Below are 25,353 nucleotides of genomic sequence, written 5' to 3' on the forward strand. Positions count from 1 at the left end.
TTTCAGTTTGAAAGTGAAACACATGAGCAACCCTTCCCCGTCCCTCAAAATCGGCACCCCAAGCCGGGCTTGGCGGTCCCGAGCCGATGCGTGGGAATTCCTGGGATACGCGCTCAGGCAGCTTGCCTCAGCCAGGCATCAGGAACCCGGCCTGTTGTCCCAGATCGACCGAAGCCTTGCCCTCCTGGCGGCGGTGGAGCCGTATTGGGCAGAGCCCGGAGTCAACGCCGTGGCGCAGTTGCGCCAATTAATCGACGACGGCGAACCCCAGGCCGCGCTCCAGCTTCTGGGCGGTCTGTCCCACCTCCCGCTCGCTTCGTCCGGGGAAACAGTTGCCGTGCAGCGCGGGGAGGTCCCGGACGAGGAAGTTGCTGACCAGCCGGAGCCGGTGGAGCGGCCACGGTTTGAAGTCCTGGTGGTTGACGCCGTTGAACCGGAAGAGGCTGAAGCGCTCAAGAACACCATGGCCGCCCAACGGCGTCCCTCCGATGCGTTTACCTACACGGTCAACGTGGTTCCCAGCTATGAGGACGCCCTTGTTGCCATCATGCTGAACCCGGACATCCAGTCCGTTGTCCTTCGCCCGGGCTTCTCCCTCCGCAGCTCCCATCTGTTGGGCAGCGACCTCCAGCGGTTCCTGGCCCGGCACAGCTCCGCAGACTTGCAGGACTCTCGGCCCATCGAGCGCATCCTTGCGCTGGCCGACGCGATTTCCGGGCTGCGACCGGAACTGGACGTCTACTTGGTGGCAGGGGTCTCCATCGAGTCGCTGGCAGGATCCCTCACCAGGAAGTTCCGGCGGATCTTCCGGCGACAGGATCATCTGGACCTGCATCTGTCGGTCCTGTCAGGGGTTGCCGAGCGCTACGAAACACCGTTCTTCACCGCGTTGCAGGACTACAGCCGCCGCCCAGCCAGCGTCTTCCATGCCCTGCCGATTTCAAGGGGCGCATCGGTAGGGAGTTCGCCGTGGATCCGTGACATGGCCGACTTCTATGGGACCAACCTGCTGCTGGCCGAAACTTCTGCGACCTCAGGCGGGTTGGACTCTTTGCTGGACCCCCACGGCTCCATCAAACGAGCACAGGAACTCGCTGCCCGGGCCTTCGGGGCGCAACGAACCTACTTCGTCACCAACGGCACGTCCACAGCCAACAAGATTGTTCACCAATCGCTGCTTGCCCCGGGCGATGTGGTGCTGGTGGACCGCAACTGCCACAAATCGCACCACTACGCGTTCGTGCTTGCCGGTGCCCGGGTCTCCTACCTGGATGCCTACCCCTTGGACAAGTACGCCTTTTACGGCGCCGTGCCGCTGGCCAGCCTCAAGCGCAGGCTCCTGGAATACCGACGGGCAGGCAGGCTCCATGAAGTGAAAATGGTGACCCTCACCAACTGCACTTTCGACGGCGTTGTGTACGACGTCGCAAGGGTCATGGAGGAATGCCTGGCCATCAAACCGGATCTGGTTTTCCTGTGGGACGAGGCGTGGTTTGCCTTCGCCCGCTCCCATCCGGTGTACCGGCGTCGAACCGGCATGGCGGCAGCAGCCGCACTGGAAGCTTCCTTCAGTGATCCCGCCTACGCCGCACGCTATTCGGAACAGGCCGCCGCGCTTCATGACCCGGTCACCGGCGAACCCGTTGATGACGAGGCCTGGCTCAACACCCGGCTGGTGCCCGATCCCACGAAAGCGCGTATCCGGGTCTACTCCACCCAGTCCACCCACAAGACCTTGACGTCCCTGCGGCAGGGTTCCATGATCCACGTGTATGACCAGGACTTCGCGGGGTCCAACCGGGAGTCCTTCCGCGAGGCGTACATGACCCACACATCCACGTCGCCCAACTACCAAATTCTGGCTTCTCTGGACATTGGCAGACGACAGGTGGAACTGGAAGGTTTCGGTCTGGTGCAACGGCAATCCGACCTTGCCGTGTCCGTGGCCCAAGCCGTGGCCCGGCACCCCCTGCTAAAGAAGTACTTCCGGGTGCTTTCCTCACGGGACCTCATCGGTTCGCTCTACAGGGAAACCGGCTCCAGCATGCCGCTGCGGGATGGGTTGTCGGAGCTCGAGGACGCCTGGCAGCGGGACGAATTCGTCATCGACCCCAGCCGCCTCACGCTGGACATCAGCAGGACAGGGATCGACGGCGATACTTTCCGCCACAGCTACCTCATGGATGATCACGGCATCCAAGTGAACAAAACGTCCCGGAACACGGTGCTGTTCATGACCAACATCGGCACGTCCCGAAGCTCCGTGGCGTACCTGATCGAGGTCCTGGTGAAACTCGCTGAAGGCTTTGAGAACCCGCATCCTTCGGCGCGGGCTCGGACGCTACCTGCCTCGTCCGACGCCCCCCGCCCGACTCCCCCGCTCCCGGACTTCAGCACCTTCGCCGCGCGCTTCCGTACGGATGATTCCTGCGAGGACGGTGATATCCGGGCCGCCTACTTTGAGAGTTACAAGCCCGATTCCACGGTGTACCTGTCCGCGGCTCAGGCGGCGTCTGCCGTGGCCGAAGGACAAGAAGTAATCTCGGCAGGGTTCGTTACGCCGTATCCGCCCGGGTTCCCCATCCTGGTCCCTGGGCAGGTGATCACGCGGGAGACCCTCGAATTCATGGCTGCTTTGGATACGCGTGAAATACACGGGTTCGATCACGAACGGGGGTACCGGGTGTTCGCGGAGCCTGCTTCGTCTTGTGTTCTCGAGCTGGTGGCGGTGGCTTCCTAGGCTTTCGCGGAAGCTGCACGCTTAGTCATGGTTTGGCGCTCCAACCGAAGGCAGGGGCGACGTGCTTGGCGACGTTGCCCAGCAGCTTGGCGTTGTAGTCGACGCCAAGCTGGTTGGGCACTGTGAGCAGGACCGTGTCGGCTGCTTGCACGGCCGCGTCCTTCGCCAGTTCGTCTGCTAATTGATCGGGCTCGCCGATGTAGCTCTTTCCGAAACGGGACAACGCGCCGTCGAGAATTCCTACTTGGTCCCGGCTGTCCGCCTGGGCGCGGAGGCCAAAGTAGTGGTTGTCTTGGCTGTCGACGATGGGTATTACGCTGCGGCTGACGGAGATCCGGGGCTCAAAGTCGTGCCCGGCGGCAGCCCAGGCTTCGCGGAAAAGGCTGATCTGCTCGGCCTGCAGTTCATCGAAGGGAACACCTGTGTCCTCGGTAAGGAGGGTGGAACTCATGAGTTTCATCCCCTGCTCTGCTGCCCAGACAGCGGTCTTCCGGGTTCCGGCGCCCCACCAGATCCGCTGCGGGAGGCCGGGTGACTGGGGTTGGATGGGCAGCAGACCTGTGGCCCCACCGGCGTAGTGCGGGTCCGCTTCGGCCACCCCGTGCCCGGCGATGGCTTTGCGGAACAATGCAGTGTGGCGGCGGGCCATGTCGCCGCCGTCCTCACCGTCCTCGGGGACGTAGCCGAAGTTCGCTGCTCCGTTCCGTGCGGGTTCGGGTGAACCACGGCTCACTCCGAGCTGCAACCGCCCATCACTGATGAGGTCTGTGGCTGCTGCTTCCTCGGCCATGTAGAGGCTGTTTTCGTATCTCATGTCGATCACGCCGGTGCCCATCTCGATCCGGCTGGTCCGTGCCGCAATAGCGCTCAGCAGTGGAAAGGGCGATGCTTGCTGCCGGGCGAAGTGGTGCACCCGGAAGAAGGCTCCGTCGATGCCCAGTTCCTCAGCAGCCACAGCGAGTTCGATCCCCTGTTTCAGGGCCTCCCCAGCCGTTGTCACGAGGGAACCGGGGACGCGGGCCCAGTGACCGAAGGAGAGGAAACCGATCCGTTTGTTGTGCATGTTCGGGACAACTCTTCACGGTCCGGGGAAATTCCACTGGCACCGTGTACGCGCCCTCATGGTCCCGAGTCCGTCACTTCGCGTTACCTGTGCAAATAGATCCGCGGGATTAGGTAGAGTAGGCGGCGGGGATGCTTTATCTATTCGATGGAGTTTTTATGGAATTCGATGCTCATGCTGCTGATCGCCTGATCGCTGCATGTCGGGACGCCGCGCGTCTGTTGCAGGATCAACGAGGCGGACGGGAATCGGCCTCGACTGCTGCTCTCACGGAATTTCGGGGCGTGTTCGCAGACTGCTTCCGGGAAAACGTTGCCTCTGAAAGGGCGGCCCGGTCCGAGCTGGTCCATATGTTGGAAGATGTTGCCCGTCAGGTCCAGGACGCGAAGAGCGCGGCCGAGGTTGAGCAGCGTCGCTTGGATGACGTGACCGAGTGGGCGCTGGCCTCCGGCTGGGCCCGTGCTGGCGGCGGTTTTGGGGTGGATGTAGGGCCGCGCCCGTCGACGGCGGAGACTGACCGTCCGGTGGTGAGCGTGGAGACGGCCCGGCAAGGGTTGCGTGTCTGGGCGAGCGGAAGCACTGCTGGGGCGAGTTCCGCTGATCCGGACACCTTGGACTCCGCAGTGTCAACCTTCAGGATCCACGACGACTCAGACCGAGCTTCGGCTGACAAAGTCAGTGCAGCTGTGTCCGATTTCGAGGAGAAGTGCTCCTGGGTGCACTCTGACCTCCACGCTGTCCGTGGCGGGCTACGACGGTTCCTCGAAGACAACCATCAGGACGCGAGCCGGCTTTCCGACATCGCGTCGACGTTCCGCGCTGCCGGTGGCAGCGGGGACGTCGGCCAGGTAACGGTATCGAACGGCCTGCTGGTGCTTGCCACGGCACCGATGTCGTTGTCGGGCGCGGCGCTGCTGAGCTACTTGTCCAGTGCCACCGAGGCGGACGTGAAGGCGTTGGCCACAATGCCTGGATGGAAGCAGGCCCTGCAAGGCATCGAGCCATCGAAAATCGGGACTTGGTGGGCCGGAATGAACCCTCGGGCCGGCACCGTCACGGGCGTGCCCGGGTTTTCGCGGGTGCAGGAGTTGCTGTTGGCTGCTGCTCCGGCCGTGTTCGGCGCTTTGGACGGGATGCCCGCACTGGCCAGGGTCCGCGCGAACCAGTTGAACGCGCCAAGCCTGCTTCGCGCGGCGGAGAAAGACCTGGAAACAGCCCGGAAGTTGTCCGAGGTCGGGCAAAGCCACCACGACCCGAACCGAACAAAGATGCTGCAAAATGAGGTGGCATACCTTAAGCAGGTGGAAGCCGGGGACGTACAGCTTTACCTCTATGACCGGGACCGGTCCCGGATTGTGGAAATGATCGGCACTCCGGGCTCCGACACACGGCATGTGATCACCTACGTTCCGGGCACCTTCACCGGGATGGACATCTTTTACACAGGCGGGGTACAGCAAGTCTCGAAATACCTCGGTGGCACCGTGCCGGGGACGGTGGCTTTCGTCTATAAGGATGGGCGGTTCCCCGGGGAGGAGAACACCGCCGGCGGTCCCAACCTGGCGAGAATCGGGGAGGCGAACGATGAGAACCTGGCACGCACGTCCGGCCAGCAACTGGCATCGTTCGAGGCCGGGATGCGCACTGATCCCTACCTGAACGGCGCCGAACAAACCGGCATCGGGCACAGCTGGGGCCTGGCAAACCTCACCAGCTCCGAAGTCGCCGGAACCCGATACGACAAGGTGGTCTCTCTTGCTGGGGCAGGCATGCTCCCGGACTGGAAACCACAGCCAACCACGGAATATTCGAACCTGTACTACTATGATCTGCTCATCCATGGCCAGGGAGTTACCAACCCCGTCACGAAAAAAGGGGTGGTGTGGGAAGGAAACAATCCGATTCATCGCGAAGAGTTTGAACAGCACTACTACCGCGGCCCCCACGACGACCAACTTAGGGCAATCACCACTGTCGAAGAAGGGAACATCCTCATGGAAAACCACAACCTCATCGCCTCAAACAGTGAGGACAATCAGAAAGCGCTTAACGACATGCGCGGAATTGTGGCTCGATGAGGGCGCGTGGCGGTGCCATGGCGTTGTTGCTGGTGGCAGGTTCGATCGGGCTCGCCGCTTGTGCTGGAAACCCCAACACGGGTTCAATCCAGTCGACCGTGCCAACGCCTACTGAAACACAAGAGGAACCGATGAAAGCTGAACTGACCTGGCAGGCGGCGAAAGCCCAGACCCAAGCAATGGAACTGGAGATCGCCGCCCTGATCCCAGAAGACGCTGTTATCTCGATCGATCAGAAGAAGAAGGGCATGCTTCTGTCTTGCAACCAGGCCCAGCACAACTGGAAGGGTTTCACGACCATCACCGTTGCCGAAGGAACCAAAATCGAGCCGATCGTGAGAGCCATCGAGACCCACTACCGGGCGAAAGGAACCAAAGTATCCGCCGATAGGAATCTAAACGAAGACTATCGAATTCAGATCGACCCGCCTGCGCCTGGGGAGAACTACATCGTCTCAGAAGGATTGGCCCCAAACCAGATAGACATCGATTCAGGTTCACCGTGCTTCACATTGACCAAGGGCATCTACCCGGGTGGGGATTTCTAGATTCTCATGAACAACCAGAACTTCATCGCATCCGACCGCGAGAACTACAAGCAGGCACTCAAAGTCATGCTTGGAATTGTGACTCGATGATGGTGCGACAAGGAGCCATGGCGTTGATTCTGTTGGCGGGTGTGATGGTTCTGGCCGGTTGCGCCGGAAGCCCCGGAGGGACACACATCGAACCACCAGTACCCACCGCAACAAAGACTCAGGAGGACCCGATGCATGGTGAACTGACGTGGCAGGAAGCCAAAGCCCAGGCACAAACAATGGAACTGGAGATCGCGGCCTTGATTCCAAATGACAAGTTTAATTCCATAGTTCAGAAAGAGACGGGCGTTCTCCTATCCTGCAGCAATACTGAACACAACTGGAACGGTTCGACTTCGATCACGCTGACTGAGGGAAGCGAAGCTGAATCTGTCATGAAAGAACTTGAGACTGCTGCTCGGGCACACTACACGGATCATCGTTTTGAAGTCTCAAGCGACCGCACCATACAAGGCACCTTTCGTGTTGAGATAAGCGATCCGGCCACCTCGGAAATGTATCTCATCAGGGAGGACGATCCCGGCGTCATTCGCATTGCATCAGGTTCGCCTTGCTTCACATTGCCCGAGGGCACCTACCCTGGTGGGGATTTCTAGATCCTCATGGAAAACTACAACCTTATCGCCACCAACAGCGAGGACAACAAGCAAGCGCTCAAGGACATGCTTGGAATCGTGGCTCGGTGAGGGCTCGATACGGTGCCACGGTGGTGGTGCTGGCATTGCTGATGGGACTTGCCGGCTGTGCCGGAAATCTAAACTCGAGTTCGACCGAGGCAACTGTGCCAATTGCTACGCAGACACAAGAGGAACCGATGACCACTGAACTCACTTGGCAGGAAGCTAAGGCTCACACCCAAGCTGTTCAACTTGAGATCGCCGCACTGATCCCAAAAGACGTTGTTGTCTCGATTGATCAAAAGAAGACGGGCGTGCTTCTATCTTGCAACAAAACCGAGCACAACTGGAACGGTTGGATAGATATTGCGCTGACGGCCGACGTGAACGTGGAAGAAGTTATTAAAGGCCTTGAACTGCACTACAGTGGGGGCATCTTCGAGGTGACAACCCGAAGGGGAATTGATGGCGACTATCAAGTGCATTTGCTTGGGACCACTCCCGGTGAAGGATATCTTATCGGTAGAGGCCTAACCCCAAATGTGATTCGCATTGATTCCGGTTCGCCGTGCTTCACGTTACCCGAGGGCATATACCCAGGCGGGGATTTCTAAATCCCATGAACAATCACAACCTCATCGCCTCAAACAACAAGGACAACGACCATGCGCTCAACGACATGGTGGGACTCAACGACATGGTGGGAGTTGTGGCTCGATGAGGGCGCGTCGCGGTGCCATGGCGTCGTTGCTGCTGGTGGGTGCGATGGTTCTGGCCGGCTGTTCCGGAAGCCCCGGAGGGACACACATCGAACCACCAGTACCCACCGCAACAAAGACGCAGGGTGAACCGATGAAAGCTGAACTGACGTGGCAGGAAGCCAAAGCCAAGGCACAAGCAACGGAACTGGAGCTCGCCACCCTCATCCCAAAAGATGCTGTTGTCTCGATTGATCAGAAGAAGAAGGGCATGCTTCTGTCGTGCAACAAGACCCCGCACAACTGGAAGGGTTTCACGACCGTCACCGTTGCCGAAGGAACCAAAATCGAGTCGATCGTGAGTGCCATCGAGGCCCACTACCGGGCGAAAGGACCCAAAGTATCCGCCGATAGGAGTCCAAGCGGAAACTACCGAATTCAGATCGACCCGCCTGCGTCTGGGGAGAACTACATCGTCTCCGAAGGATTGGCCCCAGATCAAATAGACATTGATTCGGGCTCACCGTGCTTCACCTTGCCCGAGGGCATCTACCCGGGCGGGGACTTCTAAACCGGAGCCCATGAAGATGGTTCGACGCGTTTCACGTCGCCTCTACAATCGTCAAACAGCGCGGCGATAATGCGTGGCTACCGCGCCGTTACTGAGCGGCTCGGCCGAAATCAGCTCAAGATGCCGGGTGCTGGGCAGCCCGCCTTGGTACAGCGTTGGTCCGTGGCCGGTGATTATGGGGTGGATGAGAAATTTGTACTCGTCGATCAAGCCCAGCCGGTCCAGCTCTGTTGCTAGTTTCCCGCTGCCAACAAGTACCCCCTTGGGAGTCCTGTCCTTGAGTTCCTGAACGGCCGTACCCAGTTCGCCGACCAGCCGATGACTGTTGGTCCAGGGGAAGTCGCTCCGCGTTGTGGAAACGACGTACTTAGGTTTCCCCTCCAAGGTAATCGCCCACTCACGAAGGGCTGGCGGCGCTTCTACCTCGCCCCGTGCCACCAAGGGCCAGTACTTCTCCATCATTTCGTAAGTGGTGCGTCCCCAGAGCATCGCTCCGCTCTGATCCAGAAGGCGTGTGAAGTGGGCGTGGGACTCATCATCTGCGATCCCCTCCCGGTGGTCGACGCAGCCATCCAGAGTGACGTTGATGCTGAACGTGAGAAGGCCCATTCGCCGATTCTAGGCCGTTGCCGGCGTTAGCGCAGCGGAATTGCCGCAGTAGTGTGCTTATTCTTGCATTGCAAGACCGATACCCTCCAGGGGTATAGTGTTGCGTATGGACCGCAAAGGAGGAGTGCGCGTGAGCGGGTCACCGTCGCGGGTTTCATCGCCCCTTCTCAGACGAGGATCGCTCTTGATGCTCGTAGCTGCCATCATTGCGGGCTTGTTCGGAATGCATGTGATCGGCGGATCCCATGGGGAACATTCCGTCACGCCTATAGCCACTGACACGATCACCCTTCACGGGCAGGGCACCTCGTCTCATGTGCACGGCACTTCGCAGCTCCTGCGAGCAGCACCTCCTGCGGAAGCTGGCCAGTGCACGTCCGGAAGCTGTTCCTGCGCCGAGGCGGTAGGTGCCACCTGCACACCGTCGCTAAAAACCGGTTCCCTGGTTGCGCCTCTCCCAGCCAGCGCGGCTACCGACACTCTCACTGCCACCGGGTACCAAGATCCATTGCCATCCTGGTCCTACCGACCTGACCAGCCCACGCCCGGGGAACTCAGCATCAGCAGGACGTAAGCACTGGTACGGGCCGCCAACATGCGCGCCCTTCGCCACATCCCGGACCCCTATGGCTCCGGGTGCCCAACTGCTTACCCTTGGCGGCAGACGATGGTGCCGCCTGAATTGGCAAAGGACCAATCACTGATGAACAAAACACGCTACATTGTCACGGGAACCGCTTTGGCAACCCTGCTCGCACTGGCCGGATGCGGATCCAGTTCCGGCCCGGGTTCGATGCCGGGCATGGATCACGGCACCTCCAGTGCATCGGCAAACCCGTCGGCGCGCAGCACGGATCCGGTCCACAACGCGGCGGATACGATGTTCGCGCAGATGATGATTCCCCATCATGCCCAAGCCGTGGAAATGTCCGACGCGATGCTGTCCAAGCAGGACATCCCGGCGGCCGTAACGGAGCTGGCAACCAGGATTAGGGCCGCACAGGCCCCTGAAATCGAGAAAATGACCGGGTGGCTTGCAAACTGGAATGAATCGGCCACCATGGCAGCCGGTGATCACAGCTCCCACAGCATGGACGGCATGATGAGCGACGCCGACCTGCAAAAACTCGAAGCGGCGCAAGGCGCAGAAGCTGCCAAGCTCTTCCTGACGCAGATGATCGCGCATCACGAAGGTGCCGTGACCATGGCCAAAACGGAAACCAGCCAGGGTCAGAATCCTGAGGCCGTCCAGCTCAGCAAGGATATTGTGGCCTCGCAGGAGGAGGAGATCCAGGAAATGAAGGATCTGTTGGCTGGACTCTAGCCTCACGCCACCGTAACGGAAGGGCCCGACGGCGGTAGGTCGACGTCGGGCCCTTGCGTTCAGGTGCGGTGCGCACGGCGCAAACGGGTGCGCCGACCAAAGGAGCCTTAGCGGGAACTGCCCGCCAACAAACCGCGGCGCTGCAGCAGGCGCTTCTCGATCGGCCCGAACACCAGGAGCTCAATCAGGATGCCCACGAACAGGATCAGCAGGATCGCGGACATCACGATGGTCATATCGGAGAGCAGTCGGCCCTGATCCAACAGTGAGCCCAGCCCGAAGCCAATGGTTCCGCCCACTGCGATGATCTCGGCGGCCATGAGGGAGCGCCAGGAGAAAGCCCAGCCCTGCTTCAGACCACTGATGTAGCCGGGAAGTGCTGCGGGCAGCACAATCTGGAGGGCCATCTGGAGCCGGTTGGCGCCAAGGACAGTACCCACACTGCGGTACTGCGGCGGGATCTGGTCCACTCCTGAGATGAGGCCGTTGATGATGGACGGGATGGCACCCATGAACACCACGAAGTAGACGGTGGCATCGGTCAGGCCGAACCAGATGATGGCGGCCGGAACCCATGCCACGGACGGGAGGACCTGCAGCCCGGAAATCAGCGGTCCAAACGCCCGGCGCAAAGGAGCAACCTGGGCCAGCAAAAGACCAACGGGCGTCGCGATGACCACCGAGATCAGGAAGCCGATGACACCACGCTGCAGCGAAGTCCACACCGCTTCCTGGACTTTGCCTTCTCCCCACATCGTCACGAACTGGGTGAGTACGTCAAGGGGCCCGGGAACGAGGTCGCGCCGCTTGAACTCCAAGGAAACGTAGAGCTGCCACGCAAGGATCAGGACCACCAGCGCGGCGACGGGCAGCAGCACCCGCTTCCACTCGATGCCCCGCTTCCGGCCATTGTCCGACTGCAGGTTGTCCAGGCCGGCTTCAAGGTCGCGGAGCTCCGAGGCGTTGCCTTTCAGCAGCGGCGAAGTGATGTGCTCTTTGGATTCGGTCACGGGAAGCGTCCGCTCTTCGGTGGTGAGGGGGTTACTTGGCATGGCGGCGGATCTCCTCGCGAAGGCGGCGGGTAATTACTCCGGTCAGTTCCCCAGCGCGACCGGCATCGGTACGGTGTTCCTCGGTGACCTCCCACTCGGCCACCACACGGCCGGGGCGGGAGGACAAAAGCAGCACGCGCTGACCCAGTCGCACGGCTTCGCGGACGTTGTGCGTCACGAACACGATGGTCCGGCCGGTTTCCTTCCAGATCCGTTCCAGTTCATCATGCAGGAGGTCGCGGGTGATGGCATCAAGGGCAGCAAAGGGCTCGTCCATCAGCAGCAACTGCCGGTCCTGGGCCAGTGAACGGGCCAAAGCCACGCGCTGCCTCATGCCACCGGAAAGTTCGTGGGGACGCTTATCGCCAGCGCCGCCCAGGTGAACCAAGTCGAGCAGCTCCATGGCGCGGGCACGCCGGCCCGCCTTGGTGCTGGACTTGTCGGCCAGTTGAAGCGCGAGTTCGATGTTGCCGCGGGCGGTCAACCACGGAAAGAGGGACGCGTCCTGGAACATGAAGGCGGCGCCGTCGCTGGGGACTTCAAGGGCGCCCGACGTCGGCTTTTCCAGTCCCGCCATGATGTTCAGCAGGGTGGACTTGCCGCAGCCGGAAGCGCCGAGGAGGGCCACGAACTCGCCTTGGGCGATGGTGGCGTTGACGTCGTCCAGCACCGGAGCGCCGTCGCCGAAGCGCTTGCCCAGGTTCTCGAGTACGACTGGCATGGTCCCGTCCTTCATGTTGATTGGTAGAGCTGATGTGGCTGAAGGCCGGCCCGCTTCCCGCCCAAGGGGGGGAAGCGGACCAGCCTGTTACTGCTTAGTCCTGGCCGAGACCTGCAGCCGAGGTCTTCTTGCCCTCAACCTCGTTCAAGGTGCGGAGGTCGAAGATGCCGTTGATGTCGGCCTGCTTGGTGGTTCCGGCCTTCACGCCGTCATCCAGGAGCTTTTTGTACGTTCCGGCCAGCGGGTCGGTGGTGAACTTGATGTTCTGCAGCGCCCGCTCAATCACGTTGGCCGGAAGCGGTTTGCCGGCCGTGTCCTTCAGGACAGCGTTGATGGTGGTTGCCTTCTCTGCCGCTGAGGCGGAGTTGAGCCAGTTCACGGATTCCACGTGGCCCTTGAGCAAAGCTTTTACTGTTTCAGGGTGTTCTGCAGCGAACTTCTTGTTCACGATCAGGATGGTCGTGGTGAAGTCGCCCTTCTCCCACAGGTCCTTTTCGTCAACGAGGACCTTCGCTCCGGCTTCGAGGACCAAGCGGGACGCCCACGGCTCAGGCAACCACGCGCCGTCGAGCTTTCCGTCCTGGAAGAGCTTCAGCGACTGGGCGTTTTCGGTGGGGTTGATGTTCACATCACCGCTGCCGTCCACGTTGGTCTTGAAACCCTGCGCGCCCAGCCAGGCGCGGAGTGCTACGTCCTGCGTGCCGCCGAGCTGCGGCGAGCTGAGGACTTTGCCCTTGAGGTCGGCAGCGGAGTTGATCTCCGGCTTGACCACCAGCTGGGCACCGCCGGAAGCCGCACCGGCGATGATGCTGATGGATTCGCCGTTGCTCTTGACGAAGGAGTTGATGGCCGGGTTCGGGCCGATGTACGTGGCGTCGATGGCGCCGGCGTTCAGGGCTTCGATAGCGGCGGGACCGGCGTTGAAGACCTGGGTGCTGAGCTTGGTTTCACCAAGTTCCTTGGCGATGATGCCCTTGCTGATTCCTACCAGGGCCGGACCGTGGGTGACGTTGCTGAAGTAGCCGAGCTTGAGTTCGGCGGCGGGCGTCGTGGCGGGGGCCGGGGCGGCTTGGTTGTTGTTCTGCGAAACAGCGGAAGCAACTGCGGCGCCTGCTCCGATGAGCAGCACCAGGCCGACGGCCAGTGCGATCTCGACGGTGCGGCGGCGCTTGGGCTTGGCGGTCTCTCCCGCGACGATGCGGGTGGTACCGGTGTTGGGTGACTCGGGGTTGTTCGACATGAGGGGTCCTTCGGAGATTTGGGATGCGAGTGGGGCGAAGATCAGGCCCCGTGACATCGCCCGTCGAGGGCAAGCAAGGACCATTCCGGAGAGGTCATGCCTTCACAGTAGGGACTGTCATATTTCGGCTTCAATCCCGTAGAAATCAAGGTTCACGCAGGTTCACGTGGCGTCATATTGGCCACGAGGCCTTCAATGTCACGCGGAGTTGTGCGGCAGCATCCACCTATGAGACGGGCTCCCCTGTCGCGCCAATCTGCAGCGGCGCCGGCCAGGGTTCCGCTCCCCTGAACACCCACAGCCGGACCCCATGTCTTGGTCACTGCGTCGTAGGTCTCCCCCGAATTCGGGTAGGCCACCAGGGCTTTGTCGCTCACAGCCTGGAAGGACTCCAGCGCTGGGGTCACCAGCTCCAACGGCACGCAATTAACCCCGACGGCGGCGACCCGCGGTTCCGCGCGGAGCAGCGCAGCCACGCTCTCCAGCGGCGTCCCATCACTGATGTGGCCGCTGTCCCGCAGCGTGAACGTAAACCAGGATTCGACGTCGAACTCCGCCACGAGCGCCAACAGCGCCTCAGCTTCGGCAAACGACGGAAGCGTTTCGCAGGCCAGGAAGTCCGCGCCTGCCTCCACGAGGGCGGCGATGCGGGGGCGGTGGAAGTCCCGGAATTCCGCGGCAGAAAGCGTGTAGTCGCCGCGGTACTCGGAGCCATCGGCAAGATACGCGCCGTAGGGGCCAACAGATCCGGCAACCAACAGCGGGCGGGACCCGGAGTTGGCTGCCAGGTATTCCTGACGGGCTTCGTCGGCCAGCCGGACACTCAACGCCACCAGCTCCAACGATTCCTCCACGGACAGCCCACGCCGCGCAAAGCCCTGCGGAGTGGCCTGGTAGCTGGCTGTAATGGCCACGGACGCACCGGCGTCGAAATAGTCGCGGTGGACCTGCTTGATCAGGTGCGGCTGTTCCAGCAGGACCTTCGCGGACCACAAGGCGTCTTCCAGGTCGCAGCCGTGGGCCTCCAATTCCGTGGCTAAGGCACCGTCCAGGACTAAATCCTTGCCGGAGGCCAAGTAAGTGCTGAGCGTGGTGTTCTGTGGCATGGGTCCTTCCCCAAAAAGAAAACCGCAGCTTGTTCGAAATTCCCGCCGTACAACGTGAGGAGTCGCGAACAAGCTGCGGTTTTGTGACTACGTGTGACCCTAGATGACGTAACGTTCGTCTTCGTGGTCGCCCGGGTGGTCCTTAACCAAACCGGCGGCAAGGGTGTTGCCGTCGATGGGGTCGATCACCAGGAAAGCGCCGGTGCGGCGGTGGTGCAGGTAGTTCTCCAACGGCAGCGGAGCAGAGAGCCGGAGCTGCGCGTGTCCGATGTCGTTAAGCTCCAGGGTGGACGCCGGCTCCACGTTGAACGTGGCCAGGTCCAGCTTGCCTGTGACGTTGCGGACCAACGCCTGAACAGTGCGCGTACCGTGCTTTACCAGGACCTTCTGGCCTTCGCGGAGCGGTTTCGGCGAGAGCCACGCCAACGACGCGTACAGGTCAGCCGAGCTTTCACGGACCGTACCGGCAGCGGCAATGGTGTCACCGCGGGCGATGTCGATCTCGTCAGCCAAGCGCACAGCCACAGACTGCGGAGCGGCTGCTTCTTCCAACGACTGGCCGGCGAAGTCGATGCCGATCACCGTGGTGGTGCGCGGTTCGTGGCCCGGACTGATGACGGAAACTTTGTCGCCAACCTTCACGGAGCCCTCGGTGATCTGCCCGGCGTAGGCACGGTAATCGCGGTACGCCTCCACATCGAGCCCGGCAGCCACAGCATCGGGAGCCAGGGCGCCCTGGGGACGGATCACCAGCTGGACCGGGAAACGGAAGCTCTCCAGTTCGGCCTCGAGCTCATCCGCTGCCGGGAGGGTTTCGAGGACCTCCAGCAGTGCCGGACCGGTGTACCAAGGGGTGCGCTCGGAGCGGTCCACCACGTTGTCGCCATCAAGGGCCGAGACCGGCACTACCAACAGGTCGGCGACACCGTCGGATCCAAGTCCGAGCTCACGCGCCACTTTCTGCACGTCGGCTTCAATGTCACGGAACACTTGCTCACTGAACTCCACCAGGTCGATCTTGTTCACAGCCACAATCACGTGGGCAACCCGCAGCAACTGCAGCACGGAAAGGTGCCGGCGGGTCTGCTCCAGCACACCCTTGCGGGCGTCAATAAGTACGACGACGGCATCCGCAGTGGACGCGCCCGTCACCGTGTTCTTGGTGTACTGAACATGGCCGGGGCAGTCCGCCAGGATGAAGCTGCGGCGGTCGGTGGCGAAGTAGCGGTAAGCCACGTCGATGGTGATGCCCTGTTCACGCTCGGCACGCAGGCCGTCGGTCAGCAGGGCGAGGTCGATCCCACCCTTTTCGCCGCCGAAGCCACGGTCCGCGGAGGTGCGGGCAACGGCGTCGAGCGTGTCAGCAAGAATCGCCTTCGAATCGTGAAGGAGGCGGCCCACCAAAGTGGACTTGCCGTCGTCGACCGATCCGGCAGTAGCGAAACGGAACAGAGTGGTGGGCAGTGCTGTTTCCAGCCCGGCAGCCAATGTTTCGGTGCTCATTTAGAAGTAGCCGTCCTTCTTGCGGTCTTCCATGGCTGCCTCGGAGATGCGGTCATCTGCTCGGGTGGCGCCACGTTCGGTCAGGGTGGAGGCGGCGACTTCAACAACGACGTCGGCCACGGTGCGGGCATCGGACTCGACAGCACCGGTGCAGGACATGTCCCCCACAGTGCGGTAGCGCACCAGCTTGGTGATGACTTCCTCGTGCGGCAGCGGCTGGGAAACCTCGCCCACTGCACGCCACATGCCGTCGCGGGCGAAAACTTCGCGCTCGTGGGCGTAGTAGAGGCCCGGGAGCTCGATGTTCTCGCGTTCGATGTAGCGCCAGATGTCCAGTTCGGTCCAGTTGCTGATGGGGAACGCGCGGACGTGCTGGCCCACCGTGTGGCGGCCGTTGTACAGGTTCCACAACTCGGGGCGCTGGTTGCGCGGATCCCACTGGCCGAATTCATCGCGGAGGCTCAGGATGCGCTCCTTGGCGCGGGCCTTGTCCTCATCGCGACGACCGCCGCCGAAGACGGCGTCGAACTTGTTGCGCTGGATCGCGTCCAGCAGCGGCACTGTCTGCAGGGGGTTGCGGGTGCCATCGGCACGCTCAGCCAACTCACCGCGGTCGATGAACTCCTGGACCGAGCCCACAACCAGCTTCAGGCCCAGTCGCTCCACCGTCCGGTCACGGAACGCGATGACCTCCGGGAAGTTGTGGCCCGTGTCCACGTGCAGGACGGGGAACGGAACCTTGCCAGGCCAGAACGCCTTGGTGGCCAAGTGCAGCATGACCACGGAGTCTTTGCCGCCGGAGAACAGCAGCGCAGGCTTCTCGAACTCGGCAACAACTTCGCGAATGATGTGGATGGCCTCGGACTCGAGGGTGTCCAAACTGCTCAGGCGCTCGACCGAGGGGGCGTCGACTGCCGCTGCAACTTCCACCGTGGACTCCTCTGTTGTGTACGTGCTCATGTGTGTAGTCCGCATTCTGTCTTGTCGGATCCTGCCCAGCGGCCGGCGCGGGGGTCTTCTCCCGGGGCAACCTGGCGTGTGCAGGGCTGGCAGCCGATGGACGGGTAACCCTGGCTCAGGAGGGGGTTGACGGGAAGGATGTTGTCCTCGGAGTACTCGATCAGCTGATCGAAGGTCCAGTCGACCATCGGGTTCACCTTGACCAGGCCGAAGCCTTCATCCCACGTGATGATCGGCGTGTTGGTACGCGTGGGTGCCTCGTCGCGACGGACACCGGTGAACCACACCTCGTAGCCGGCCAGCGAGCGGCGCAGCGGCTGAACCTTTCGCAGCGCGCAGCACTGGGCGGGGTCGCGGGCGAACAAATCCTTGCCCAGCAGGCGGTCCTGCTGTTCCACGGTGGTTTCCGGAAGGACGTCCACCACGTTGACGCGCAGGTTCGCCGCAACTTCGTCGCGGGTCTGGTGCGTTTCCTTGAAGTGGTAGCCGGTCTCCAGGAACAAAACGTCGACGCCGGGAAGCTGGTCCGCCACCAAAGCCGGCAGGACGGCGTCGGCCATGGAGCAGGCCACCGTCACCGCAGGCAGTTCGAAGTTGCGGGCCACCCAGGCGATAGCTTCGGTGGCACTGGCGTTCCAGCCAAGCTCCGCGGCGCCGGCCTCAGCCAGTGCCTTGAGCGCTTCGTGGGACCGCAACGCGGGACGTGGCGCAACAGTCGCGGCGATGGTCACCGGATCGGTCATTGGAGATCTCCCTCGTCTGCGGAGTGTGCCCACTCAGCGAAGGTCTGGCCCTCGGCGCCAACGGCGACGAACTTACGGACCACGCGCTCCACGTAATCGGGCAGGTCTTCCACCGTGACCTTGAGGCCGCGGACGGTACGTCCCAAACCGGCTTCTTCGCGCTCGTTGTTGGCCAGCCCGCCACCAAGGTGGACCTGGAAACCCGGGGTGGGGTCGCCGTCGGGCGTTGGCAGCATCATGCCCTTCAAACCGATATCGGCCGTCTGGATGCGCGCGCAGGAGTTCGGGCAGCCGTTGATGTGGAGGGACAGTGCCGACGGCAGCTGCTTGGTCTCCACAAGGTCGGCAAGGCGGCGCTCCAGCTCAGCGATGGCCGTAGCAGCCGTGACCTTGGTTTCCACGATGGCCAGCTTGCAGAACTCAATACCCGTGCACGCAATGGTGCCGCGTCGGAACACGGACGGGCGGGCGGACAGGCCCAGCGTGTCCAGCTCGGCGATGAGCGGCTCAACCTGCTCCTTGGCCACGTCCAGGATGACGAGCTTCTGGTGAGGAGTAGTGCGCAGCCGGTAGGAGCCGTGCTTCTCAAGGGTGTCCGCCAGCGTAACCAGGGCCTCGCCGGAAGTACGGCCAACGGTGGGCGTCACGCCGATGAAGAACTTGCCGTCCTTCTGCTCGTGCACGCCAATGTGGTCACCGGGAGCCGTGGGCTTGGGTGCGGCCGGACCATCGGGAAGCTTGAAGCCGAGGTATTCGTCCTCGAGGATCTGGCGGAACTTGGCCGGACCCCAGTCGTTCATGAGGAACTTCAGGCGGGCCTTGGTGCGCATGCGGCGGTAGCCGTAATCGCGGAAGATGCTGGTGACGCCCAGCCACACCTCGGCGGCGACGTCGGCGGAGACGAACACGCCCAGGCGCTCGGCGAGCCGCGGGTTGGTGGACAGGCCACCGCCCACCCAGAGGTCGTAACCGGCACCAAGTTCGGGGTGGACGACGCCCACCAGGGCGAAGTCGTTGATCTCATGCACCACGTCCTGTGACGGGTGGCCGGTGATGGCGGTCTTGTACTTGCGCGGCAAGTTGGCCAGCTCGGGGTCGCCGATGAAACGCTCGGCGAGCTCATGGATGAGCGGCGTGGGATCGATGATCTCGTCCTTGGCGATGCCAGCGACGGGCGATCCCAAGATGACGCGGGGAACGTCGCCGCAGGCCTCAGTGGTGGACAGGCCGATACCTTCAAGGCGGCGCCAGATTTCCGGCACGTCCTCCACGCGGATCCAGTGCAGCTGGATGTTCTGGCGATCCGTCAGGTCGGCCGAGCCGCGGGCAAAGTCCACGGAGATCTGGCCGATGACGCGGAGCTGCTCGGTGGTCAGCGCACCGCCGTCGATACGGACGCGGAGCATGAAGTACTTGTCTTCGAGCTCGTGCGGTTCAAGCGTGGCGGTCTTGCCGCCGTCGATCCCGGGCTTGCGCTGCGTGTAGAGGCCCCACCAACGGAAGCGGCCGTGGAGGTCCGTGCCGTCGATCGAATCGAAGCCCTCTTTGGAGTAGACAGACTCAATCCGCTCACGGACGTTCAGCCCGTTGTCTTCCTGCTTCCAGGTCTCGTTGGCGTTGAGCGGCGCAGTGCCGTCAACCTTCCACTGGCCGTGGGGCTTGGCGGCAGGGCGGGTGCGTGCCGGGCGCGAAGGAACTGCGGTGTCCGTGGACGCACCGGCTACAGCTGTATCTGTCATATCTCGACTGTAGGTCTGGCCAGATTTCGCCAGCAAAGGTCCGGAAATGCTAAGTCACCTAGGGAAACATTTCGTCACGAACACGCCAGCGGCCTTGTCCGGCGGCGCCACTTATGCAGGTCGATTTGGGTTCTTTTAGCTAGCCAGCACCGCGTCGTAGCGCTCCAGCGCGATCTCGGCGAGCACCCGTGACGGCAGCAGCGGAGCCGCAACAACATCAGCTCCAGCCTTGGCCAGCTGGTCGTGGAAATAGCCGGTCGCCAGGAGGTACGACGCGACGAATACCCGGCCTGTCCCACCGTCGGCGGCGAGTTCCGCGCGCAAGGAGGCGACGCCGTCGGGCACTGTGGGCTTGGCGCTGGCACCATAGGCGACCCGAACCTTGTTGGGGAGCAGTTCAGCGAGCAGGCGCGCCTGCTCTTCCGAGTCCACCGAGCCGTCCGGAAGCGAGGAGCCAGCGGCAGCCAACAGCACGCCGTCGTTATCCGTCAGCCCGGCTGCGCGCAGATGCGCGGCAAGCAACTCGGCGAGCCGGGAGTCCGGACCGAGTGGCCTGGCGGCAACCACTTCGGGCCGGGGCTTGATCGCCTTGGGTACGTCCACTTTGATATGGAAGCCGGTGGACAGCAAAAGCGGTACGACGACGGCGGCAGTCCCCTCAGGCAGGCCCTCCACCACTCCGCCCAACTCAGGTTCCTGCACGTCCACGTAGGCCTCCACTACCTGCAAACCGGGGCGAAGGGCTTCAATGTCGGCCATGACCTGGCGGATTGCTGCCTGGCCTTCGGCGTTGCGGGTTCCGTGGGCGCACGCGATCAAAACGGGGCTGTTCATGGGAGCTAGCGTAACGTTGAGCCAGCATCTGTTGAGAGCCGTACCCAGAAAGAAACCGTCCACTTGATTTCCATCGACATTGTCCTTCTGTGGCTTGACCTGGTCGGCGTGTTTTTCTTCGCGGTCTCCGGGTCACTGCTGGCGGCCCGCAAACAGTTCGACATTGTGGGTTCCGTGCTCCTGGCCTCGATTGTGGCGCTGGGCGGCGGCGTGATCCGCGACATCATCATTAACGCCGGTCCCCCGATCGCTTTCACCAACCCCGCCTATTTGGTCCCGCCCCTCCTGGCGGCGATGCTGGTCTACTTCCTGTTCTCGTCGGTTCAGCGCTTCACCTCCCTTTTAACACTGTTCGACGCCGGCGGCTTGGCGCTCTTCTGCATCACCGGGACGCTGAAGGCGTTGACTGCGGGCGTAAATCCGGTTGCCGCGATCTTGTTGGGTGTGACGACTGCCGTGGGTGGCGGACTGCTCCGCGACATTACGGCGAATGAGATTCCCACACTCTTCAATGCCCGCGACCTCTATGCCCTTCCGGCCTTTGTTGGCGCTGGCTTGACCACGTTGCTGTGGCACCTGGGGCTGTTCACCGGGCTCTTTGCCTGCGTTGTCGCCGCCGTCGTATTCGCTTTCCGCGTCACGGCCTGGCGACGCAGCTGGCACGTACCACTCGCGGTCCGTGGCTGGCACCGGCCCGGCCGCGGAACGGGCGCAATTTCGGGTGCCCGGGATTAGCTAGGATAAGAGCATGACTGACATGTTCCTCGAGAAGTTCCGCGCGCTGGTCCCAAAGTATCTCGAGGATGAATGGCAGGAAGAGGACGGCCTCACGCCCTCCGAACTGGACGAGGCCCTCGCCGACCACACTTTCACCATCCCCCTGGTTCTCCGCGAGTTCTACCTTGCCGTGGGCGGTTGCGAAGACCTCATGGAGGCCTATCACTACTTCTGGGATCCCGAGGAACTCGAGGTCGACGACGAAGGTTTCCTCATGTTCCTGGAGGATGAGGACGAACAATTCACTTGGGGCTTCCGCACCGCAGATCTCGGCATCCCCGACCCCATCGTTTGGCGCCGCAACAACGCCCGCGGCCAGTGGAAGAGCGAAGAAGGTACTTTCTCCGAGTTCGTCTTCGACATGTTCGAGTGGGCGTTCAACGACGAAGACTAATTTTTAGGCTTAGGCAGCCCCTTCGCGCCCCTTTTCGGGGTTGCGGAGGGGCTGTTTTTTTGTTGGGACCGCGTGCGACCACGGCACAGGCGCTTTCAGAACTTACGACGGCGGAACCCACCCAGGTGCGTACCTCGCCGGTGCGTAGCGCCCAATGTCCCTGTTGCGTAGGACGGCCAGGACCTCATCCACCATGCGCTGCGGCTGATGAACGATGTCGGCGTAGTAATAGCGGAGTGTCAACAGGCCTCCCCGCCTGCGTCCTTGGCAAGCATGCGACGAGTAAAGCCGCCAGTCAGCAGGGCGCGAGTGGTTGTTGCTCCGTGCCGGTAAATAAGGCCAGCTGTAAAACGCACTGCATTCAACAAAAATTCATTGACGCGAAAAGTTGCTTATGTGACAGACCTGTCATAAGCTATTCACGGATCCACTAAATGCCTCCGGTGGGTCTGATGCGAACGGAGATTGTGGTCCCGGTTCGGTGCAGCGTATGACTCGTAACGTTGCAACGAACCGGGGCCATTCCCGTTTAAACGGCACGCCCAGCGGCGTGCGGCCACCACCCACTTTCACCCCACAGACCGCCCAACACGCCGCAAATACCGGCGCGTCACCAGGCCCAGTCCCTCAAAGTCGGCGGTGAAGGAACCCCAAGAACGCCAGGCCACTCTCAGCACAAAAAAGCAGGCGCCCGGCCTGTGAATAGGTCCGGACGCCTGCCGCGTCAAACAAGTAACTTAGCTGCTGCGGTCCACCACAGCGTGGGCGAAGTTGGTCAACGACGCCTTCACCACGCCTTCCGGCAGCGGCGCGAGTGCAGCGACTGCCTCGGCGGACCATTGGCGCGCGATTTTCCACGACTCGTTGGTGACGGGGTGTTCACGCAGGCCGGCCACGGCCTCAGCGAGTGCTGCGTCCGAGGACAGGTCGCCGTCGATCAGTGTGAGGAGTTCGGCGGCAGACGAGTCCCCCGCTGCGGCATCGCGGCGCAACAAAAGTACAGGCAGCGTGGGAACGCCTTCACGCAGGTCGGTGCCAGGGGACTTGCCGGACTTGACCTTCACTCCGGTGACGTCGATGACGTCGTCGGCAAGCTGGAAAGCCACGCCAACCTTTTCACCGTACTCAACCAGCAAGTCCTCGAAGGACTCATCGGCACCGGCAAAGATCGCCCCAAGCTGCCCGGACGCTGCAACCAGCGATCCGGTCTTGTCCGCGATGACCGAAAGGTAGTGCTCCACGGGATCTTCGTCCTCGCGCGGCCCCACGGTCTCATGCAATTGGCCCAGGCAGAGGCGTTCGAAAGTCCGGGCCTGGATTCCCAGCGCACGCGAGCCAAGTTCGGAGACGAGAATGGAGGCGCGGGCGAAGATGAGGTCACCGGTGAGGATGGCCACGGAGTTGCCCCATACTTCGTGGGCCGTGGGAGCCCCGCGGCGGAACGGAGCCGAGTCCATCACGTCGTCGTGGTAGAGCGTGGCCAGGTGCGTAAGCTCAACCACCACGGCAGCCTGCACAACCTCGGGGCGCGAAGCATCGCCGAGGTGCGCGCACAGCAGTGTGAGGAGCGGACGGATGCGCTTGCCACCGGCTTCCACCAGGTGGCGCGACGTCGCGTCAGCCAAGGGATCCGAGTTGGAGATGGCTTCGCGAAGCTTCTTCTCCACCCGGGCAAGATTGTTGGTAATGGCGGGGCCGAGTTCGGCGTCCCCTGCTATGGCAGCGAAACCGGCGGGAAGCTGGAGTCCCGTTGCAATCGCTGTGGTGTTCAGGGAAGGCTCGTTGGAGTCAGGCAAGCCGTGCCCGGCATGCGTCCAACTATGTTCGGCAGAGTTCGTCACGGGTTAACCCTAACTAGTTGTTGCGGAAACCGCGGTGTCGGAGCCGGCTGCGGTCAGCGCGCCGGACGAATGAGTGTTGGACGTCGCCGGAACCAGCATTTCGAGGACCCGGATCACGCGGTCTTCAAAGCCCTTGGCGGACGGGTCGGTGAGGTTCGCGAGCATACGGACAACGAACCGCATCAGCACCGGAATCGGCATCCCCGTGCGCAGTGCCAGCTTCATGACGGCCGGTTTGCCAATCAAGGAAGCGAAGAGCCGTCCCAGTGTGAAGTGCGATCCCCACTGGTCCCGTACATAGTCCGCGTAACGCGCAAGGTGCGCGTCGGCGTCGTGCGTGTTCCATCCTGCCGATACCGAGCGGGAGGACGCATCAATGATGAACTCAGCCGCAAACCGGGCGGACTCCATGGCGTAGGAGATGCCCTCGCCGTTGAACGGGGACACCATGCCGCCGGCGTCGCCCAGCAGGAGCAGCCCTGGCGAGTAGTGCGGGGTGCGGTTGAAGCCCATGGGCAGCGCGGCGCCGCGGATCTCCCCCACCTGGTTCTCGGGGGTAAAGCCCCAATGGGAGGGCATGCCGGCGGTCCATTCGCGCAGGACCTGCTTGTAATCGAGCTTGCCGAATTCCTTGGAGGAGTTCAGGATGCCGAGGCCAACGTTGGATGTGCCGTCGCCGACACCGAAAACCCACCCGTAGCCGGGGAGCGGCTTGCCTGACTTGCCAGGCAGTTCAAGCCAGCCTTCCATCCAGTCGTCTTCGTGCCGGGGCGACGTGAAGTAGGTACGCACGGCAACACCCAGCGGACGGTCGTCGCGTTTGTGCATACCCAGCGACACCGCGGTTCGCGTTGAGTTACCGTCTGCGGCAAGCACGACGTCGGCATGGAAGTCGCGCGTCTCGCCCGTCTTGCGTCCGGACTCGTCGAGGATGGCAGCGCGTACACCGGTGACTCGGCCGTCGTCCGACTGCAGGGCGGACGTGACGCTGTGGTGTTCAAGCACGACGGCGCTCGCGGACTGGGCGTGACGGGCCAGGTCTTCGTCGAAACCGAGACGCGTCCGGATCAGGCCGTACGTGGGAAAGTCAGCGACCTCGGGCCACGGCAGCTCGATGGTGCGGCCGCCCGCAATGAGGCGGAGGCCCTTGTTGCGGCGCCAACCTTCCTCGACTGCGTGCGGGAGGCCGAGCTTCTGGATTTCCCGGACAGCCCGCGGGGTGAGTCCGTCGCCGCAGACCTTTTCACGGGGGAATGAAGTCTTTTCCAGCACCGTGACGTCAATGCCCGCTTGGGCGAGGTAATACGCGGCGGTGGACCCGGCCGGGCCCGCGCCAACAATCAGTACTTTCACGTCGTCCTAAATCAGCAGGCAGTACGAGCTAGCCGGCCTGGTGGCGCGGCTTTATCTGGCGGCGAAGCTTGGCTACGGGGACACTTTCGCGGTGCTCGGCGGGCTTCTGCGCGCGGTGCACGGCAACGATGCCACCGCTGAGGTTGCGGTAGGTAACGTCAGTCCAGCCGGCGTCGCTGAGCCACTGGGCCAGGTGGTCCTGGTCCGGCCAGGCGCGGATGGACTCGGCGAGGTACACGTAGGCGTCCGGGTTGGAGGAAACCTTGGTGGCGATGGCCGGAAGCGCGCGCATCAGGTACTCCGTGTAGAGGTTGCGCCACAGCGGGACCACGGGGTGGGAGAACTCGGCGATGACCAGCCGGCCGCCGGGCTTGGTCACACGCAGCATCTCTTCGAGGGCCTTGCGCGGTTCCACGACGTTGCGCAGACCGAACGAGATCGTGGAGGCATCGAAGCTGTTGTCCGCGAACGGCAGGTTGGTGGCGTCACCGGCGATGAAATCGATGTCCGGGCGACGGCGCTTACCCACTTTGAGCATGCCCAGGGAAAAGTCGCACGCCACGACGTCAACGCCTGCGTCGGCGTAAGGTTCGCTGGAAGTTCCCGTTCCGGCGGCGAGGTCCAGGACCTTCTGGCCTACCTTGACGTCCATGGCGTCCACCACGATCCGGCGCCACCGCCGGGTCTGCCCCATGGACAGGACATCATTCACGACGTCGTATTTTGGGGCGACATCATCAAACATCGTCGCAACTTCGTCCGGACGCTTTTCCAAGGATGCTCGGTTCACC

Annotated in this window: 24 protein-coding genes; 9 read left to right on the forward strand and 15 right to left on the reverse strand. The window is 62.5% G+C overall.

The genetic code is table 11. From position 1 onward, the window contains the following. Nucleotides 1-22 precede the first annotated feature (22 nt). Nucleotides 23-2,740, forward strand: a complete 2,718-nt coding sequence (locus AC5RU9_RS03190) for an aminotransferase class I/II-fold pyridoxal phosphate-dependent enzyme (RefSeq protein WP_494015285.1) — start codon at nt 23-25, stop codon at nt 2,738-2,740. Between the two features lie 25 nt (nt 2,741-2,765). On the opposite strand, the gene AC5RU9_RS03195 is transcribed toward AC5RU9_RS03190, so the two are convergent. Further along, a complete protein-coding gene (locus AC5RU9_RS03195) occupies nt 2,766-3,803 on the reverse strand; it encodes an LLM class flavin-dependent oxidoreductase (protein WP_494015286.1) in 1,038 nt (345 codons plus the stop codon). Nucleotides 3,804-3,961: 158 nt separating this feature from the next. Here AC5RU9_RS03195 and AC5RU9_RS03200 point away from each other — a divergent pair, with 158 nt between their 5' ends. The 5 genes from AC5RU9_RS03200 to AC5RU9_RS03220 all read left to right on the forward strand — a co-directional run bounded on the left by AC5RU9_RS03200 (nt 3,962) and on the right by AC5RU9_RS03220 (nt 8,366). Continuing rightward, a complete protein-coding gene (locus AC5RU9_RS03200) occupies nt 3,962-5,881 on the forward strand; it encodes a hypothetical protein (RefSeq protein ID WP_494015287.1) in 1,920 nt (639 codons plus the stop codon). Between the two features lie 17 nt (nt 5,882-5,898). Then, nucleotides 5,899-6,429 (forward strand): hypothetical protein, encoded by a 531-nt coding sequence (locus tag AC5RU9_RS03205; RefSeq protein ID WP_494015288.1) that lies wholly within the window; start codon nt 5,899-5,901, stop codon nt 6,427-6,429. 107 nt (nt 6,430-6,536) lie between these two features. After that, a complete protein-coding gene (locus AC5RU9_RS03210) occupies nt 6,537-7,076 on the forward strand; it encodes a hypothetical protein (RefSeq protein WP_494015289.1) in 540 nt (179 codons plus the stop codon). 110 nt (nt 7,077-7,186) lie between these two features. After that, complete coding sequence (locus AC5RU9_RS03215; protein WP_494015290.1) at nt 7,187-7,711, forward strand: hypothetical protein; 525 nt, start codon at nt 7,187-7,189, stop codon at nt 7,709-7,711. Between the two features lie 103 nt (nt 7,712-7,814). After that, entirely contained in the window at nt 7,815-8,366 is a 552-nt protein-coding gene (locus AC5RU9_RS03220) for a hypothetical protein (RefSeq protein WP_494015291.1), read from the forward strand. Between the two features lie 51 nt (nt 8,367-8,417). Here AC5RU9_RS03220 and AC5RU9_RS03225 read toward each other — a convergent pair whose 3' ends face one another. Further along, a complete protein-coding gene (locus AC5RU9_RS03225) occupies nt 8,418-8,975 on the reverse strand; it encodes a dihydrofolate reductase family protein (RefSeq protein WP_494015292.1) in 558 nt (185 codons plus the stop codon). Between the two features lie 703 nt (nt 8,976-9,678). Between AC5RU9_RS03225 and AC5RU9_RS03230 the strand changes: the two genes are divergently transcribed. Then, nucleotides 9,679-10,299, forward strand: a complete 621-nt coding sequence (locus AC5RU9_RS03230; RefSeq protein ID WP_494015293.1) for a DUF305 domain-containing protein — start codon at nt 9,679-9,681, stop codon at nt 10,297-10,299. A 107-nt stretch (nt 10,300-10,406) separates the two neighbouring features. On the opposite strand, the gene AC5RU9_RS03235 is transcribed toward AC5RU9_RS03230, so the two are convergent. The 9 genes from AC5RU9_RS03235 to AC5RU9_RS03275 all read right to left on the reverse strand — a co-directional run bounded on the left by AC5RU9_RS03235 (nt 10,407) and on the right by AC5RU9_RS03275 (nt 20,260). Continuing rightward, complete coding sequence (locus AC5RU9_RS03235) at nt 10,407-11,351, reverse strand: ABC transporter permease (RefSeq protein ID WP_211712003.1); 945 nt, start codon at nt 11,349-11,351, stop codon at nt 10,407-10,409. After that, entirely contained in the window at nt 11,341-12,072 is a 732-nt protein-coding gene (locus AC5RU9_RS03240; RefSeq protein WP_494015294.1) for an ABC transporter ATP-binding protein, read from the reverse strand. Before AC5RU9_RS03240 ends, AC5RU9_RS03235 begins: the two co-directional genes overlap by 11 nt. A gap of 94 nt (nt 12,073-12,166) precedes the next feature. Further along, on the reverse strand, nt 12,167-13,312 hold the full coding sequence (locus tag AC5RU9_RS03245; RefSeq protein WP_494015295.1) for an ABC transporter substrate-binding protein: 1,146 nt from the start codon (nt 13,310-13,312) through the stop codon (nt 12,167-12,169). A 152-nt stretch (nt 13,313-13,464) separates the two neighbouring features. Next, on the reverse strand, nt 13,465-14,418 hold the full coding sequence (mmuM, locus tag AC5RU9_RS03250) for a homocysteine S-methyltransferase (protein WP_494015296.1): 954 nt from the start codon (nt 14,416-14,418) through the stop codon (nt 13,465-13,467). 99 nt (nt 14,419-14,517) lie between these two features. After that, nucleotides 14,518-15,921, reverse strand: a complete 1,404-nt coding sequence (locus AC5RU9_RS03255; RefSeq protein WP_494015297.1) for a sulfate adenylyltransferase subunit 1 — start codon at nt 15,919-15,921, stop codon at nt 14,518-14,520. Continuing rightward, the gene (gene cysD / locus AC5RU9_RS03260) at nt 15,922-16,881 is read right to left on the reverse strand and encodes a sulfate adenylyltransferase subunit CysD (RefSeq protein WP_494015298.1); all 960 of its coding nucleotides are present in this window, start codon (nt 16,879-16,881) and stop codon (nt 15,922-15,924) included. It lies immediately after the preceding gene. Beyond that, the gene (locus tag AC5RU9_RS03265) at nt 16,878-17,624 is read right to left on the reverse strand and encodes a phosphoadenylyl-sulfate reductase (RefSeq protein ID WP_494015299.1); all 747 of its coding nucleotides are present in this window, start codon (nt 17,622-17,624) and stop codon (nt 16,878-16,880) included. The genes cysD and AC5RU9_RS03265 overlap by 4 nt, the downstream gene beginning before the upstream one ends. After that, a complete protein-coding gene (locus tag AC5RU9_RS03270; RefSeq protein ID WP_211711996.1) occupies nt 17,621-19,363 on the reverse strand; it encodes a nitrite/sulfite reductase in 1,743 nt (580 codons plus the stop codon). The genes AC5RU9_RS03265 and AC5RU9_RS03270 overlap by 4 nt, the downstream gene beginning before the upstream one ends. 135 nt (nt 19,364-19,498) lie before the next feature. Beyond that, a complete protein-coding gene (locus tag AC5RU9_RS03275) occupies nt 19,499-20,260 on the reverse strand; it encodes a sirohydrochlorin chelatase (RefSeq protein WP_494015300.1) in 762 nt (253 codons plus the stop codon). On the opposite strand from AC5RU9_RS03275, the gene AC5RU9_RS03280 reads away from it, so the two are divergent. Both AC5RU9_RS03280 and AC5RU9_RS03285 read left to right on the forward strand, forming a co-directional pair. Further along, nucleotides 20,261-20,932, forward strand: coding sequence for a trimeric intracellular cation channel family protein (locus AC5RU9_RS03280; protein WP_211711994.1), 672 nt, complete (start codon nt 20,261-20,263; stop codon nt 20,930-20,932). It begins immediately after the preceding gene. A 13-nt stretch (nt 20,933-20,945) separates the two neighbouring features. Beyond that, complete coding sequence (locus AC5RU9_RS03285) at nt 20,946-21,368, forward strand: hypothetical protein (protein ID WP_494015301.1); 423 nt, start codon at nt 20,946-20,948, stop codon at nt 21,366-21,368. A 102-nt stretch (nt 21,369-21,470) separates the two neighbouring features. On the opposite strand, the gene AC5RU9_RS03290 is transcribed toward AC5RU9_RS03285, so the two are convergent. The 4 genes from AC5RU9_RS03290 to AC5RU9_RS03305 form a co-directional block, all read right to left on the reverse strand. Beyond that, the gene (locus AC5RU9_RS03290; protein WP_494015302.1) at nt 21,471-21,611 is read right to left on the reverse strand and encodes a hypothetical protein; all 141 of its coding nucleotides are present in this window, start codon (nt 21,609-21,611) and stop codon (nt 21,471-21,473) included. A 494-nt stretch (nt 21,612-22,105) separates the two neighbouring features. Further along, nucleotides 22,106-23,209: a polyprenyl synthetase family protein gene (locus tag AC5RU9_RS03295; RefSeq protein WP_211711991.1), complete on the reverse strand. Its 1,104-nt coding sequence runs from the start codon at nt 23,207-23,209 to the stop codon at nt 22,106-22,108. Nucleotides 23,210-23,218: 9 nt separating this feature from the next. Further along, on the reverse strand, nt 23,219-24,562 hold the full coding sequence (locus tag AC5RU9_RS03300) for a geranylgeranyl reductase family protein (protein ID WP_494015303.1): 1,344 nt from the start codon (nt 24,560-24,562) through the stop codon (nt 23,219-23,221). A 28-nt stretch (nt 24,563-24,590) separates the two neighbouring features. Continuing rightward, nucleotides 24,591-25,352 carry a demethylmenaquinone methyltransferase gene (locus AC5RU9_RS03305; protein ID WP_211711989.1) on the reverse strand — a complete coding sequence of 254 codons (762 nt, stop codon included), beginning with the start codon at nt 25,350-25,352 and terminating at the stop codon, nt 24,591-24,593. Between the last annotated feature and the right edge of the window lies 1 nt (nt 25,353).

The organism is Arthrobacter sp. B0316-5-4, assembly GCF_059090325.1.

What these genes read in the sequence shown, in the direction of transcription:
- AC5RU9_RS03190 (WP_494015285.1), top strand. Translation starts at nt 23, where the DNA reads ATGAGCAACCCTTCCCCGTCCCTCAAAATCGGCACCCCAAGCCGGGCT.
- AC5RU9_RS03195 (WP_494015286.1), bottom strand. Translation starts at nt 3,803, where the DNA reads ATGCACAACAAACGGATCGGTTTCCTCTCCTTCGGTCACTGGGCCCGC.
- AC5RU9_RS03200 (WP_494015287.1), top strand. Translation starts at nt 3,962, where the DNA reads ATGGAATTCGATGCTCATGCTGCTGATCGCCTGATCGCTGCATGTCGG.
- AC5RU9_RS03205 (WP_494015288.1), top strand. Translation starts at nt 5,899, where the DNA reads ATGGCGTTGTTGCTGGTGGCAGGTTCGATCGGGCTCGCCGCTTGTGCT.
- AC5RU9_RS03210 (WP_494015289.1), top strand. Translation starts at nt 6,537, where the DNA reads ATGGCGTTGATTCTGTTGGCGGGTGTGATGGTTCTGGCCGGTTGCGCC.
- AC5RU9_RS03220 (WP_494015291.1), top strand. Translation starts at nt 7,815, where the DNA reads ATGAGGGCGCGTCGCGGTGCCATGGCGTCGTTGCTGCTGGTGGGTGCG.
- AC5RU9_RS03225 (WP_494015292.1), bottom strand. Translation starts at nt 8,975, where the DNA reads ATGGGCCTTCTCACGTTCAGCATCAACGTCACTCTGGATGGCTGCGTC.
- AC5RU9_RS03230 (WP_494015293.1), top strand. Translation starts at nt 9,679, where the DNA reads ATGAACAAAACACGCTACATTGTCACGGGAACCGCTTTGGCAACCCTG.
- AC5RU9_RS03235 (WP_211712003.1), bottom strand. Translation starts at nt 11,351, where the DNA reads ATGCCAAGTAACCCCCTCACCACCGAAGAGCGGACGCTTCCCGTGACC.
- AC5RU9_RS03240 (WP_494015294.1), bottom strand. Translation starts at nt 12,072, where the DNA reads ATGCCAGTCGTACTCGAGAACCTGGGCAAGCGCTTCGGCGACGGCGCT.
- AC5RU9_RS03245 (WP_494015295.1), bottom strand. Translation starts at nt 13,312, where the DNA reads ATGTCGAACAACCCCGAGTCACCCAACACCGGTACCACCCGCATCGTC.
- mmuM (WP_494015296.1), bottom strand. Translation starts at nt 14,418, where the DNA reads ATGCCACAGAACACCACGCTCAGCACTTACTTGGCCTCCGGCAAGGAT.
- AC5RU9_RS03255 (WP_494015297.1), bottom strand. Translation starts at nt 15,921, where the DNA reads ATGAGCACCGAAACATTGGCTGCCGGGCTGGAAACAGCACTGCCCACC.
- cysD (WP_494015298.1), bottom strand. Translation starts at nt 16,881, where the DNA reads ATGAGCACGTACACAACAGAGGAGTCCACGGTGGAAGTTGCAGCGGCA.
- AC5RU9_RS03265 (WP_494015299.1), bottom strand. Translation starts at nt 17,624, where the DNA reads ATGACCGATCCGGTGACCATCGCCGCGACTGTTGCGCCACGTCCCGCG.
- AC5RU9_RS03270 (WP_211711996.1), bottom strand. Translation starts at nt 19,363, where the DNA reads ATGACAGATACAGCTGTAGCCGGTGCGTCCACGGACACCGCAGTTCCT.
- AC5RU9_RS03285 (WP_494015301.1), top strand. Translation starts at nt 20,946, where the DNA reads ATGACTGACATGTTCCTCGAGAAGTTCCGCGCGCTGGTCCCAAAGTAT.